This window comes from Sphingomonas sp. J315 (genome assembly GCF_024666595.1).
In the GTDB taxonomy this organism is placed as follows: Bacteria; Pseudomonadota; Alphaproteobacteria; order Sphingomonadales; family Sphingomonadaceae; genus Sphingomonas.
Genome location: NZ_CP088296.1, coordinates 2644382 through 2658491, shown reverse-complemented (window position 1 = coordinate 2658491; position 14110 = coordinate 2644382). Strand labels below are relative to the sequence as shown.

The following is a 14110-nucleotide window of genomic DNA, read 5'->3' as shown; positions in this document are numbered from 1 at the left end:
ATTTGCTCCCGCGCGGTCGCTTTTGCTTGCTCTAAGGTGAACAACACGGTTTCCTCTGAAACGAACCGGCATTCAGCCGGTGAAGGGGAATCATATGAACATCAGTCGTCTTCTGACGGCGACCGCGCTTGCGAGTGCGAGCTTCGTCGTCCCGCAGGCCGCATTGGCGCAAGATGCGCCAGTCTGCCCCGTCGGCGAAGAGTGCCCAGAAGCTACTACCGGCGGCGACGTCGTCGTGGTGACCGGTTCGCGTATCGCGCGCCCGGGCGTCGACACCGTCGTTCCGGTGACCAGCGTCAACGTCGAAGACCTGCTCGACACCGGCAACCTGTCGCTGGGTGACGCGCTCAACCAGCTGCCGACGCTGCGTTCGACCTTCAGCCAGGCGAACTCGACGCGCTTCATCGGCACCGCCGGCCTCAACCTGCTCGACCTTCGCGGTCTCGGCACCGCGCGCACGCTGGTGGTGGTCAACGGCCGTCGTCACGTGACCTCGACCCCGGGCAGCTACGCGGTCGACGTCAACACGATCCCAACCGCGCTGCTCGAGCGCGTCGACGTCGTGACCGGCGGCAACTCGGCAATCTACGGCTCGGACGCCGTCGCCGGTGTGGTCAACTTTGTCCTCAAGCAGGATTTTGACGGCCTCGACATCAGCGGCCAGGGCGGCGTTTCGGACCGCGGCGATCGCGGTGCCCAGCGTCTGTCGGTCGTGTACGGCAAGAATTTCGCTGAAGGTCGCGGCAATATCGCGGTCGCGGCGGAATATGCACGTTCGGAAATGCTGCTCTTCACCGACCGCGACGAGATGACTGGTGCCTATAGCGGCCTCCCGGGCTATTTCGTGTCGGAGTTCAACGCCGACGAAACCGGCATGGGCGATGGCATTCCCGATCAGACCTTCTTCGGGATCAACGCTCCGGGCAACCGCTTCGGCATCATCTCGCTCGGCGGCATGGTCCAGACGACCTGCCCGGGTGTGAGCTCGGCCGATCCGGTCGTTGCGGCTCGCATCGCCGCGAACTGCACGGGTGAGCGCGGCGCCACCGTTTCTGGTCCCGGCACCGGCGGCCTGCTGTCGGACGGCTATGTGTTCCTGCCCAATGGCCAGCTCGTCCGCGACGATCCGACGCTCGATCTGCGTCGCATCGGCGGCGGTCGCTTCGGCGGCCTGAGCGCCACCGGCGTCGAAGGCGCGATGCTGCTGCCGGGCCTTGAGCGTTATGCAGCCAACATCCTCGCCCGCTACGAGTTCTCGCCGGCGCTGACCGCGTTCCTCGAGGCGAAGTACGTCAAGATCACCAACAACCAGACGTCGACACAGCCGACCTTCATCAACTCGACGCTGTCGCCGACCTTCTTCCTCGACAACCCCTATCTGACCGAACAGGCGCGTAACCAGATCCGCACGATCCAGGGTTATGCAGTCGGCACGGCCAACTACAACACCGGTGCGTTCACCTTCTTCCGCTTCAACAACGACATCGGCACCCGCGCCGAGGATCATGAGCGTGAGACGTTCCGCATCGTCGGTGGTTTCCGTGGCGACCTGTCGGACACCGGCAATCTGCGTTACGAAGTCGCCGGCAACTTCGGTCGTACCGACACCTATTATGAAACCGGCGGCAACGTGAACGTCGCCAACTTCAACCGTGCAGCCAACGCCGTTCGCAACAGCGCCGGCCAGATCGTCTGCCGCGTCAACGCCGACGCCATCACGACCAACGACGATCCGGCGTGCCGTCCGATCAACCTGTTCGGTGAAGGCGCGCCGCAGACCACGCCGGAAGGTCTGGCCTATGTCCTCCACACCTCGTGGCGCAAGCAATGGGCGGAACAGCTCAACTTCGTCGGCTATATCTCCGGCGACACGAGCGGCCTGTTCGAACTGCCGGGCGGCCCGATCGGTGCGGTCCTTGGTGCCGAATATCGTCGCGAAGACGCCTATTCGGACTATGACGATGTCACGCAGAACAGCCTGACCTTCCTGAACGGCTTCGCGACGTTCGATCCGCCCGCGATCACCGTCAAGGAAGCGTTCGCCGAGCTTCGTATTCCGATCCTCGCCGACATGCCGTTCTTCCATGAACTGACCATCGAAGGTTCGGGCCGCGTGTCGGACTACAGCAACTCGGCTGATCCGGTCTGGGCCTACAATGTCGGTGCCGTCTGGGCTCCGGTTCGCGACCTGCGCTTCCGCGTCGGCTATGCGAAGTCGGTTCGTGCGCCTGACCTTAGCGACGTTTACGCCACTGCCGGTACGACGTTCGCGAACAACCTGGTCGATCCCTGCTCGCAGGGCGCACCGATCAACGCGAACCCCAACCGCGCTCGCAACTGCGCCGCGGCCGGCATTCCGACCACGATCACCCTGCCGGACGGGTCGACCCGTCCGTGGACCAACGCACCGTCGTCGGGCATCCAGGGTACGACCTCGGGTAACATCAACCTCCAGCCCGAAATCGGCTACAGCTTCACCGTTGGTGCCGTGTTCCAGCCGACGTTCCTGCGTGGTTTCACGCTGACCGTCGACTATTACGACATCGAGGTGCAGCAGGCGATCAACAGCCTTGCTGGTCAGGCGATCATCAACCGCTGCTATGATGACCCCGTCGGTCTGGACAACCCGTTCTGCGCGGTTGTCAACCGTCGCACCTCGGCGGATCCGATCGTCAACGGGACGTTCACCGGCCAGTCCGGCCGCCGTTTCGACGGTTTCCCCGACTTCAACCTGACCGGCGCACCGTACAACCAGCCGATTACTGCCGGCTTTACTGCGGCGCCCTTCAACTTCGCGAAGCTCGCCACCTCGGGCATCGACATTGACGCAAGCTACACGACCCGCATTGGTGAGGGCTCGCTCCGCACCCGTGCAATCGTGAGCTGGCTGAAGGAGCGTGAGCAGTTCACCTACATCACTGACCCGGCCCGTTCGGACCGGATCAACGGTGTGCTGGGCGATCCGGAATGGCAGGGCCAGTTCAGCGCTAACCTGACCTTCCCCAAGTGGGACTTCGGCTATGACCTGCGCTATGTCGGCAAGCAGACCGTGTTCGGCTGGGAAACCCAGTTCTCGCATCAGGGCCGTGCACCGACCAATGGCGACGTGATTGCGGATCCGTGGTACCCGGCGATCTGGTATCATGACATCCAGGTCGGCCTGAAGGTGGGTGAGAAGTATCGCTTCTACATGGGCATCGACAACCTCACCGACGAACTGCCGCCGCTGGGTGCCACCGGCACCGGCGCTGGCAGCGGCATCTGGCCGGTCACTGGCCGTTACTTCTACGCCGGTTTCCGCATCCGGATGTAGTCCGGGACAGGACCGAAAAAATTGGGGGCCGCTCCTTCGGGAGCGGCCCCTTCTTTTTGCGCGGAATCTGTCTCAGCTGCGCTGAAACGGTTGCGGCACCGGCCCGCTACACGACAAAAAAGGGCCGGCGAGAAACCCGCCGACCCGCTATCCTACCACTCCGAACAGGTTCAGCGCGCGTCCTTGACCCTGGTGTAGGGCACGAAATCGCCCAGCACGACAAACCCGCTCCACATGCGCGACGTGCGATCGACAAGGTCGATCTTGTCGATGTTGCACAGCTGGCTACCATAGATTTTGGTCACCAGGATCTCGTCGTCGCTCAACTGGTCGGCCCCGCCACGCGGGCGGTTGACGTAGAGCTTCGATCCGCTGCGATAGACGATCGCGGTCTTGTCGATCACCGTGCTCTGGTCGAGCCGCGAGCTCGGCAGGCAGCGTACCGGCTTCCCGGCAACACGCCCTTCGAGCATCTTGGCGAGTTGCGCTTCGCCCTTCGGATACGGTTTTTCATCGGCCGTTGCGACACCCGGCAGGACCAGGGCGGCAAGGGCGGCGGCGGCAAATGCACTACGCATGGCGGTCCACTCCTCTGTTACCCAACATGGTACCGGATCGCGCCTTTCGCAACGCTGAACCGAAGCTGGACCTATTCCCAGATCCGGTCGTACCGCGCGCCCAACCCGGTCAGCAGCTCATATTGCGACAGGCCCGACAGGGCGGACGTCGCGGGCAGATCATAGCCAAAGGCCAGCCAGTCACCCTCGCCCAAATCCGGCGCGGCGCTCACATCGACTGCGGTCAGGTCCATCGACACCCGCCCGATCACCCGCATTTCGATCCCGCCGGCGATCGCCACACCCTTATTGGAGAAGCAGCGCAGATAGCCGTCGGCATAGCCAAGATTGACGATCGCCACCTCGGTATCCACAGCTGCGATCCAACCGAGGTTATAGCCCACGCCCTCCCCCGCCGACACCAGCCGTCGCTGCAGAATCTGGGCCTCGGGCGTCACCACCTGCCGCATCCGCCCGGCCAACGCGGGAACCGGCACCGCACCGTACAGAGCGACCCCCGGTCGGGTGAGGTCAAATGCATAGTCGCGCCCCAGCGTGATCCCCGCCGAATTGGCCAGGCTCATCCGCCGCGCCCCCGTCTGGCCGCGCAGCGCGGCAAAGCTGTCGCGCTGGCTGACGTTGAGCGGCACATCCTCGTCCGCGCTGGCAAGGTGACTCATCAGCGTCTCGACTTGCAAACCGTCGAGCAGCCCCGCCGCAACATCCTCGGGCCGGATGCCGAGCCGGTTCATGCCGGTATCGACCATCACGTCGCATGCGCCCCCGCCCGCCTCACGCCAGCGGCGTACCTGCTGCACGCTGTTGAGCACAGGCCGCGCATGGCTCGCCGCCCGCGCGACCGCCATGTCGGCGTCGCGCACACCGTGCAGCACCGACACCGCCACGCCCGCCTCCGCCAGCGCCAGCGCCTCGCTCCATGTCGCGACAAAGAAATCGCGGCATCCCGCCTCTCCCAGATGCCGCACCACCTCCCGCGCACCCAGCCCATAGCCGTTCGCCTTCACCGCCGCGCCGCAAGCAGCGCCCCCGCTCATCGCGGCAAGCGTTTGCCAGTTGGCGACGAGCGCGGCGCGGTCGAGGCGCAGGCGAAGCGGGGAAGCGATCATGTCGCCCGGTTAGGCACAGCGCGTGCTCACCGCAATCACTGCTGAACCAGATCGCGTTCCTTGAGGAAGAAGACGGTCACCACCAGTGCCATCGCGACCACGATCCAGGTGTACCACAGGCCCGTGTATGGATCGCCGCTCTTGGCGACCATATACTGGCTGATCAGCGGCAGAAATCCGCCGAAGTAGCCGGTGCCGATATGATAGGGGATCGACATCGAACTGTAGCGGATGCGCGGCGGGAACAGCTCGGTCAGCAGCGCCGCGACCGGGCCGTAAGTCGCCCCGGACAGCGCCGCCAGCGCGACGATGGCGATCAGGATCAGGATCAGATCGACCGTCCCCGGGGTCACCCTGTCGAGCGAGTAGCCTGCATCAGCCAGCGCGGCGTCGATATCGGTCGCGGTGTTCGACACGACCGGGACGCTGCCGATCGCCACCGATGCCGACGGGGTCACTGCCTGCGTATAGGGAATCCCCTTCTTGGTCAGGTAATCCATCAGCTGCCCGCAGGTCGTCGATTGCTGGCCGGCAAAGGGATCATAGGAGCAGTCGGGCCCGGACACGACCACCGGCGATCGCTTCGCCGCCTCGGCCAGCCCCGGATTGGCGGCATGGCCCATCGCCCAGAACAGCGGGAACAGCAGCAACAGCGTAAAGCCATAGCCGATGATGATCGGCTTTTTCCGCCCGATCTTGTCGGAGAGCTTGCCGAACAGGATGAACCAGAACAGCCCCGCCGCCGCGCCCCCGGCGGCGAGCAGTTGCGCAACCACCGGCTCGACCCGCATCGGCCCTTGCAGGAAGGACAGGACCGAGAAGGTCGCGGTGTACCAGATCACGGTCAAACCTGCCGCGATCCCGAACAGCGCGACCATCAGCCGCCGCCAGTTGCCGGGATAGGTGAAGCTCTCTTTCAGCGGATTGCGCGCAATCTCGCCCGACGCCTTCATCGCCTTGAACACCGGGCTTTCGTTCAGCTTGACCCGCATCCACAGCGAGATCGCGAGCAGCGCGATCGAAAAGATGAAGGGCAGGCGCCAGCCCCAGTCATCGAAGGTTCCGGCCGGCATCGCGAACCGCGTCGCCAGCACGACCGCCAGGCTCAGGATGAATCCCGCCGACACGCTCGCCTGGATGAAGCTGGTGTGATAGCCGGCCTGCCCCGGCGGCGAATGCTCCGCGACATAGATCGCCGCCCCGCCATACTCGCCGCCCAGCGCGAGGCCCTGAAGGATGCGAAGGCCAATGACGATCATCGGCGCGGCGACCCCGATGCTGGCATAGGATGGCACCAGCCCCACGCCTGCGGTCGCCACACCCATCAGCGTGATGGTCACGAGGAAAGTGTATTTGCGTCCGAGCTTGTCACCCAGATATCCGAACAATACCGCACCGAGCGGGCGGAAGCCGAAGCCTACGGCGAACCCCGCCCAGGCATAAAGCGCCTCAAGCACCGGGTTGCCGGTCGCGAAGAAGGTGCGCCCGATGATCCCCGACGCGGCGAGCGTGCCGTAGATGAAGAAGTCATACCATTCGAACACGGTGCCCAGCGACGACGCGGTCACCACCTGCCGCATCTCCGCCTTGCTCGGTTCGCGCTGTGCCAACGCCTCGTCCGCGGTGGTCGCCATGTCCAGAATCCCCCAATCCCTTTGACGCAAGGGTTTAACGGGAATGAAGGGGGCGGCAAGCCTGTTCACCCTCACGCTTCCCACGCGCTGCGCGCGCGGGCCCTTCCCTCTCCCATCGGGAGAGGGAGGGAGGCGCGAAGCGCCGGAAGGGTGAGGGTGACCACGTACAATCGCATGTTTGGAAACCCGATGATTCCCTCCTAAAGCCACCCCATGCTCCGTCTGTCCGGCCTGAACCTTCCGCTGAACCATGCGCCCGAGGCGGTTCCCGCCGCGATCTGCGACCGCCTCGGCATCGCGCGCGCGGAACTGCGCGGCTGGACACTGTTCAAACGCGGCAATGACGCGCGCCGCCGCAATGCTATCCAGCTGGTATACACCTTCGATCTGGACCTGACCGACGAAGCTGCGGTCCTCGCGCGCTTCCCGAATGACAAGGACGTTCGCCCCACCCCCGACATGGTCTACCGCCCGCCGGTCACCGCGCCCGCCGGCTGGTCGGGCAAACGCCCTGTCGTCATCGGCGCGGGTCCGTGCGGCATCTTCGCCGGCCTGATCCTCGCGCAGATGGGGTTCCGCCCGATCATCCTCGATCGCGGCAAGGTGGTGCGGCAACGGACCAAGGACACCTGGGGCCTGTGGCGGCGCAGCGAACTCAACCCAGACAGCAATGTCCAGTTCGGCGAAGGCGGCGCGGGCACCTTCTCCGACGGCAAGCTCTATTGCCGGGTCAAGGACCCCCGCTTTCTCGGCCGCAAGGTGCTGGAGGAATTCGTCAAGGCCGGAGCGCCCGACGACATATTGTGGGAAGCGCATCCGCATATCGGCACCTTCCGCCTCGTCACCATGGTCGAAAGCCTGCGCGCGACGATCGAGGAACTGGGCGGCGAATATCGCTGGAACACCCGCGTCGACGATATCGAACTCGATGCGAGCCGCAATCTGCGCGGGCTGCACCTCCACGACGGCGGCTTCATCGAAACCGACATGGTCGTGCTCGCGGTCGGCCATAGCGCGCGGCCGACCTTCGAGATGCTCCACCGGCGCGGCGTGCATGTCGAGGCCAAGCCGTTCGCGATCGGCGTGCGCATAGAACATCCCCAGGCATGGATCGACACCGCCCGCTTCGGCAATTGCGCCAAACACCCCGATCTCGGCCCCGCCGCCTATTCGGTGGTGCATCACGCCTCGAACGGGCGCAGCGTCTACAGCTTCTGCATGTGCCCCGGCGGCCGCGTCGTCGCCGCGACCAGCGAAGAGGGCCGGGTCGTCACCAACGGCATGAGCCAATATTCGCGCGCCGAGTTCAACGCCAATTCCGGCCTGGTCGTCGCGATCGATCCGGCGCGCGACTATCCCGACGGTCCGCTCGCGGGCATCGCGCTCCAACGCCAGTTCGAGGATCTGGCGTACATCGCCGGCGGTTCCAACTACAACGCCCCGGTCCAGCGCGTCGGCGACCTCCTCGCGGGCCGCGCCTCGACCGCGATCGGCGAGGTGGTGCCGAGCTACAAGCCCGGCGTCACCCCCACCGACCTGTCCGCCTGCCTGCCGACGTTCGTGATCGAGGCTTTTCGCGAGGCGCTGCCCGTGTTCGGCCGCCGCATCGCCAACTACGCCCATCCCGACGCGATCATGACCGGGGTCGAAACGCGCACCTCCAGCCCGGTCCGCATCACCCGGGGCACCGACCTGCAAAGCCTCAACACCCCCGGCCTGTTTCCGGCGGGCGAAGGCGCGGGCTATGCCGGCGGCATCCTCTCCGCCGCGATCGACGGGATCAAGGTGGCGGAGGCGGTGGCCGCGCGGCTGGTAGAACAGCCGGAACAGCTTTATTGCAATTCATTCGCAAATGCAAAGATTTCTTGACACCGGGCGATTCACTGGTTGCCCCTCCTCTATAAAGAGCCTAAGGCCCGCCGCGTCCCTGCGGCCAATTGTGTAGGACAGGCCGCCCAACGCATGTTCAGGGAGGCTCATTTGGCCCGCAAGAAGATCGCCCTTATCGGCGCCGGCAATATCGGCGGCACGCTTGCCCATCTCGCTGCACTCAAGGGACTGGGCGACATCGTCCTGTTCGACGTGGTCGAGGGCGTTCCGCAAGGCAAGGCGCTGGACCTGTCGCAGTGCGGCCCGGTCGAAGGCTTTGACGCGACGATCACCGGCAGCAACGATTATGCCGACATTGCGGGCGCGGACGTCATCATCGTCACCGCCGGCGTCGCGCGCAAGCCGGGCATGAGCCGCGACGACCTGCTCGGCATCAATTTGAAGGTCATGAAGGCCGTCGGCGAAGGAATCGCCGCCAACGCCCCCGATGCCTTCGTCATCTGCATCACCAACCCGCTCGACGCGATGGTGTGGGCGCTGCGCGAATTCTCCGGCCTGCCGCACAGCAAGGTCGTCGGCATGGCCGGCGTGCTCGACAGCGCGCGCTTCAGCCACTTCCTCGCCGATGAGTTCAAGGTGTCGGTCAAGGAAGTGAACAGCTTCGTGCTCGGCGGTCACGGCGACACGATGGTGCCGGTGGTCGAATATTCGACCGTCGCGGGCATCCCGATCCCCGACCTCATCAAGATGGGCCGCTCGACCAAGGAGCGCATCGACGCGATCGTTCAGCGCACCCGTTCGGGCGGCGGCGAGATCGTCGGCCTGCTCAAGACCGGCTCGGCCTTCTACGCCCCCGCCACCAGCGGCATCGCGATGGCCGAGGCGTATCTGTACGACCAGAAGCGCCTGCTGCCCTGCGCCGCGCACCTGACCGGCCAGTACGGCGTCGATGACCTCTATGTCGGCGTTCCGGTGATCATCGGCGCCGGCGGCGTCGAGCAGATCGTCGAGATCGAGCTGGACGATGAGGCCAAGGCCAACCTCCAGGTCTCGGTCGACGCGGTCAAGGAACTGCTGGTGGCCTGCAAGGGCATCGACAGCTCGCTCGGCTGATGTCGGCAGCCGCCCTCATCGCAGCATTCGGCATGGCGCAGGCGGCACCCGCCCCTGCGCCATCGCCGCTGTTTGCTGCGTTCAAGGCGGCGTGTTTCAACCTCAAGAGCGCGGACGGAGAGTCCGCGTTCGACAAGGTTGGCCCCGCGGCGAAGGCTGCGGGCTGGACCGAGGTCACGGAGGCCGATGCCGATCCGCGCATCGCCGGAATCATCGCCAAGGGCCGCACCGCGATGCAGCAGGAGGAACCGGAGGCCAAGGTCGCCGGGCAACTCTTCCGCCACAGCTTCGACGGGCGCACCGTCTGGCTCGTCACCAGCCGTTTCGTGTCGAAGGAAGGCTATTGGGGCGATGGCTGCCGCGCCTATGACCTCGACCTGCCCGCCGCCCCGCCGCGCGAAGTGATCGACGGCTGGGTCGGCAAGGCACCCACCGGGGTTCAGGCCAATGGCACCGCCACCAAGCGCCTCTGGGAGCCATGGCAGACTGGCGTCAGCCTCGAAATTACCTATGTCCCGCGCGATCACCCGCTGGGCACATCTTACGGCATCCAGGGCCTGGTCCTGGTTTCGCAATCTATCGGAGGGTTCTGAATGTCCATTCTCATCGACCGGAATACCAAGGTCATCACACAGGGTATGACCGGCGAGACCGGCACCTTCCACACCCAGCAGGCGCTGGCCTATGGCACGCAGATGGTCGGCGGCGTCACCCCGGGCAAGGGCGGCACCGAGCATATCGGCCTGCCGGTGTTCGACACCGTCGCCGAAGCCAAGAGCAAGACCGGTGCCGACGCATCGGTCATCTACGTTCCGCCGCCCTTCGCCGCGGACTCGATCCTCGAGGCGATCGACGCCGAAATTCCGCTGATCGTCTGCATCACCGAGGGCATTCCGGTGCTCGACATGGTCAAGGTGAAGCGCGCGCTGAGCGGCAGCAAGTCGCGCCTGATCGGACCGAACTGCCCCGGCCTGTTGACCCCGAACCAGTGCAAGATCGGCATCATGCCGGGCAACATCTTCTCCGAAGGTTCGGTCGGCGTCGTGTCGCGTTCGGGCACGCTGACCTATGAAGCCGTGTTCCAGACCACCAATGCGGGCCTGGGCCAGACCACCGCGGTCGGCATCGGCGGCGATCCGGTCAACGGCACCAACTTCATCGACGTGCTCGAACTGTTCCTGGCCGACGAAGCGACCAAGTCGATCATCATGATCGGCGAAATCGGCGGCGACGCCGAGGAGCAGGCCGCGCAGTTCCTGATCGACGAGGCCAAGCGCGGCCGCAAGAAGCCGATGGCCGGCTTCATCGCGGGCCGCACCGCCCCTCCGGGCCGTCGCATGGGCCATGCCGGCGCGATCGTGTCGGGCGGCAAGGGCGATGCTGAGAGCAAGATCGCGGCGATGGAAGAAGCGGGCATCCGCGTCAGCCAGTCGCCCAGCCTGCTCGGCGAGACGCTGCTTGAGGCGCTGAAGGGCTGAAGCACATGCCGTCGCCCCAGCGAATGCTGGGGCCTCGTGCTGCAAGAGACCCCAGCTTTCGCTGGGGTGACGAAGGAACGTTAAAATGGGCGTTGATGGGCTGGATTTCGCGGATATCGCCGGTGGCGTGAGCCCCGCGTTCGTCGAGACGATGTATGCGAAGTTCAAGGCGGACCCCGCCTCGGTCGAGGCCGGCTGGCGCGAGTGGTTCGCGGGGCTGGAAAGCACCGCGACGGGTCCCAGCTGGGCCAATCCGCGCTGGCCGCTCAAGGACACCGATGCGCTGACCGCCGCGCTCGACCCGACCCAGATGGAGCCGGCGCCCAAGCCCGCACGCGGCGGCGCACCTGCCCCGGCGGCGGCCCCCGCCCCGGCCGCGTCGGCTGCGGACATCGCCCGCGCCGCAAACGATTCTATCCGCGCGATGCTGCTGATCCGTACCTATCGCGTGCGCGGGCACCTTGCCGCCAATCTCGACCCGCTCGGCCTGTCGAAGCAGGAGCTGCCCGCCGACCTGACGCCCGAATATCACGGCTTCACCGAGGCGGACATGGACCGCCCGATCTTTCTCGGCGGCAATCTCGGCCTCGAAAAAGGCAGCATCCGCGAGATCGTGGCGATCCTGCGCCGCAATTACTGCGGGAATGTCGGCCTTGAGTATATGCACATCGCCGATGTCGAGGAGCGCCGCTTCCTGCAGGAGCGGATCGAGGGCCAGGACAAGGCGATCGAATTCAGCCCCAACGGCAAGAAGGCGATCCTGTCCAAGGTGATCGAGGCCGAGCAGTGGGAGAAATTCCTCGGCAAGAAATATGTCGGGACCAAGCGCTTCGGCCTCGACGGCGGCGAATCGATGATCCCCGCGATGGAATCGATCATCAAATATGGCGGCGCGATGGGCGTGCGCGAGATCGTGTACGGCATGGCGCATCGCGGTCGCCTCAACATGCTCGCCAACGTGATGGCCAAGCCGTACCGCGTGATCTTCCACGAATTCGCCGGCGGCTCGGCCAACCCGGACGATATCGGCGGCTCGGGCGACGTGAAGTACCACCTCGGCACCAGCACCGACCGCGAGTTCGACGGGATCAGCGTCCATATGTCGCTCGTCGCCAACCCCTCGCATCTCGAGGCGGTCGACCCGGTCGTGCTCGGCAAGGTCCGCGCGCAGCAGACCAACCGCAACGATCTGGAAAACCATGAGCAGGTCCTCCCCGTGCTGTTGCACGGCGACGCCGCCTTCGCGGGTCAGGGGATCGTGTGGGAATGCCTCGGCTTCTCGGGCATCCGCGGCTATAACACCGGCGGCTGCATCCACTTCATCATCAACAACCAGATCGGCTTCACCACCAGCCCGCAATTCGCGCGCTCCTCGCCCTATCCATCGGACGTGGCGAAGGGCGTTCAGGCACCGATCTTCCACGTCAATGGCGACGATCCCGAGGCGGTGACCTTCGCGTGCAAGATGGCGATCGAGTATCGCCAGAAGTTCAAGCGCGACGTCGTCATCGACATGTGGTGCTATCGCCGCTTCGGCCATAACGAGGGCGACGAGCCGAGCTTCACGCAGCCGCTGATGTACGCCAAGATCAAGAGCCATCCTGGCGTCGCCGACCTCTATGCCAAGCGGCTTGAGGCGGAGGGCGTGATCGATGGCGGCTTCGCGACCCAGCACATCGCCGACTTCACCGCGCACCTTGAGGAAGAGTTCAGCGCGGGGGCGACCTACAAGGCGAACAAGGCCGACTGGTTCGGCGGTCGCTGGTCGGGGCTGTCCGCCCCGGTGGACGCAGAAAACGCCCGCCGCAATGTCGAGACCGGCATCGACAAGAAGCTGTTCGACAGCCTCGGCCGCACGCTGACCACCGTTCCTGAAGGGCTGACTCCGCACAAGACGCTGCTGCGCGTGCTGGATGCCAAGGCGAACATGTTCAAGACCGGCGAGAATTTCGACTGGGCGACCGGCGAGGCTTTGGCCTTCGGATCGCTGCTGTCGGAAGGCTATGGCGTGCGCCTGTCGGGCCAGGATTCGGGTCGCGGCACGTTCAGCCAGCGTCACGCCGTCTGGGTCGACCAGAAGGACGAGCGCAAATACGTGCCGCTCAACGAAATCCCGCACGGTCGGTTCGAGGTGCTCGACAGCCCCTTGAGCGAATATGGCGTGCTCGGCTTCGAATATGGCTACGCGCTCGCCGACCCCAAGAGCCTGGTGCTGTGGGAGGCGCAGTTCGGCGACTTCGTCAACGGCGCGCAGATCATGATCGACCAGTTCATCTCGTCGGGTGAGTCCAAATGGCTGCGCGCCAACGGCCTCGTGATGCTGTTACCGCATGGCTATGAAGGCCAGGGTCCGGAACACAGTTCCGCGCGTCCCGAGCGTTTCCTGCAATCGTGCGCGCAGGACAACATGCAGGTCGCCAACGTCACCACTCCGGCTAACTATTTCCACCTGCTGCGCCGCCAGATGCACCGCAATTTCCGCAAGCCGCTGGTGGTGATGACGCCCAAGTCGCTGCTCCGCCACAAGCTCGCGGTATCGACCGCCGACCAGTTCCAGGGCGACACGCATTTCATGCGGATCCTGTCGGACCCCTCGGCTCCGGCGGACAAGGATGTGAAGCGCCTCGTGCTGTGCACCGGCAAGGTCGCCTATGATCTGATCGAGGCGCGCGACGCGGCGGGCGACAAGAACACCGCGATCATTCGAATCGAACAGCTCTACCCCTTCCCCGGCGAGCCTCTGGTCAAGCGCCTGTCGCGCATGACCAATGTCGAGGAAGTGGTCTGGGCGCAGGAAGAGCCGCGCAACAACGGCTACTGGTTCTTCGTCGAACCCTATATCGAGGCGTGCATGGTCGAAGCGGGCATCAAGCCGCAGCGTCCGCGCTATGCCGGCCGCGCTCCGGCGGCATCGCCCGCCACCGGCCTGATGAAGCGCCACCAGGCCGAACAGGGCGCGCTCGTCGCCGACGCGCTCGGCCATAATGTGCGCGAGGAGATCCGCCGCGCACGCCACAGCGAAGACCCCAAGACTGCCGGCAAGGCCGGCGCCTAAGAA

At 65.2% G+C, this 14110-nt stretch carries 9 protein-coding genes; 6 read left to right on the top strand and 3 right to left on the bottom strand.

Translation table 11 applies throughout. The features are described from left to right. The first annotated feature begins 94 nt into the window (after positions 1-94). Positions 95-3313: a TonB-dependent receptor domain-containing protein gene (locus LRS08_RS13565; protein WP_257843191.1), complete on the top strand. Its 3219-nt coding sequence runs from the start codon at positions 95-97 to the stop codon at positions 3311-3313. A gap of 170 nt (positions 3314-3483) precedes the next feature. Here the strand turns inward: LRS08_RS13565 and LRS08_RS13560 are convergent, their stop codons facing one another. From LRS08_RS13560 to LRS08_RS13550, 3 genes are all read right to left on the bottom strand, one after another. Further along, complete coding sequence (locus LRS08_RS13560) at positions 3484-3891, bottom strand: hypothetical protein (RefSeq protein WP_257843192.1); 408 nt, start codon at positions 3889-3891, stop codon at positions 3484-3486. A gap of 71 nt (positions 3892-3962) precedes the next feature. Further along, positions 3963-4997: an alanine racemase gene (gene alr, locus LRS08_RS13555; RefSeq protein ID WP_257843193.1), complete on the bottom strand. Its 1035-nt coding sequence runs from the start codon at positions 4995-4997 to the stop codon at positions 3963-3965. A gap of 35 nt (positions 4998-5032) precedes the next feature. Beyond that, entirely contained in the window at positions 5033-6631 is a 1599-nt protein-coding gene (locus tag LRS08_RS13550; protein WP_257843194.1) for an MFS transporter, read from the bottom strand. Positions 6632-6844: 213 nt separating this feature from the next. Here LRS08_RS13550 and LRS08_RS13545 point away from each other — a divergent pair, with 213 nt between their 5' ends. The 5 genes from LRS08_RS13545 (at position 6845) to LRS08_RS13525 (ending at position 14107) form a co-directional block, all read left to right on the top strand. Then, positions 6845-8500, top strand: coding sequence for an NAD(P)/FAD-dependent oxidoreductase (locus tag LRS08_RS13545; protein WP_257843195.1), 1656 nt, complete (start codon positions 6845-6847; stop codon positions 8498-8500). 111 nt (positions 8501-8611) lie between these two features. After that, positions 8612-9574: a malate dehydrogenase gene (mdh, locus tag LRS08_RS13540; protein WP_257843197.1), complete on the top strand. Its 963-nt coding sequence runs from the start codon at positions 8612-8614 to the stop codon at positions 9572-9574. Beyond that, on the top strand, positions 9574-10167 hold the full coding sequence (locus tag LRS08_RS13535; RefSeq protein WP_257843198.1) for a hypothetical protein: 594 nt from the start codon (positions 9574-9576) through the stop codon (positions 10165-10167). The genes mdh and LRS08_RS13535 overlap by 1 nt, the downstream gene beginning before the upstream one ends. Then, entirely contained in the window at positions 10168-11052 is an 885-nt protein-coding gene (gene sucD / locus LRS08_RS13530) for a succinate--CoA ligase subunit alpha (RefSeq protein WP_260480840.1), read from the top strand. It abuts the gene before it with no gap. A gap of 85 nt (positions 11053-11137) precedes the next feature. Next, the gene (locus tag LRS08_RS13525) at positions 11138-14107 is read left to right on the top strand and encodes a 2-oxoglutarate dehydrogenase E1 component (protein ID WP_260480839.1); all 2970 of its coding nucleotides are present in this window, start codon (positions 11138-11140) and stop codon (positions 14105-14107) included. Positions 14108-14110 lie beyond the last annotated feature (3 nt).

Coding starts and splice junctions, on each gene's coding strand:
- LRS08_RS13565 (WP_257843191.1), top strand. CDS start 95: ATGAACATCAGTCGTCTTCTGACGGCGACCGCGCTTGCGAGTGCGAGC.
- LRS08_RS13560 (WP_257843192.1), bottom strand. CDS start 3,891: ATGCGTAGTGCATTTGCCGCCGCCGCCCTTGCCGCCCTGGTCCTGCCG.
- alr (WP_257843193.1), bottom strand. CDS start 4,997: ATGATCGCTTCCCCGCTTCGCCTGCGCCTCGACCGCGCCGCGCTCGTC.
- LRS08_RS13550 (WP_257843194.1), bottom strand. CDS start 6,631: ATGGCGACCACCGCGGACGAGGCGTTGGCACAGCGCGAACCGAGCAAG.
- LRS08_RS13545 (WP_257843195.1), top strand. CDS start 6,845: ATGCTCCGTCTGTCCGGCCTGAACCTTCCGCTGAACCATGCGCCCGAG.
- LRS08_RS13535 (WP_257843198.1), top strand. CDS start 9,574: ATGTCGGCAGCCGCCCTCATCGCAGCATTCGGCATGGCGCAGGCGGCA.
- sucD (WP_260480840.1), top strand. CDS start 10,168: ATGTCCATTCTCATCGACCGGAATACCAAGGTCATCACACAGGGTATG.
- LRS08_RS13525 (WP_260480839.1), top strand. CDS start 11,138: ATGGGCGTTGATGGGCTGGATTTCGCGGATATCGCCGGTGGCGTGAGC.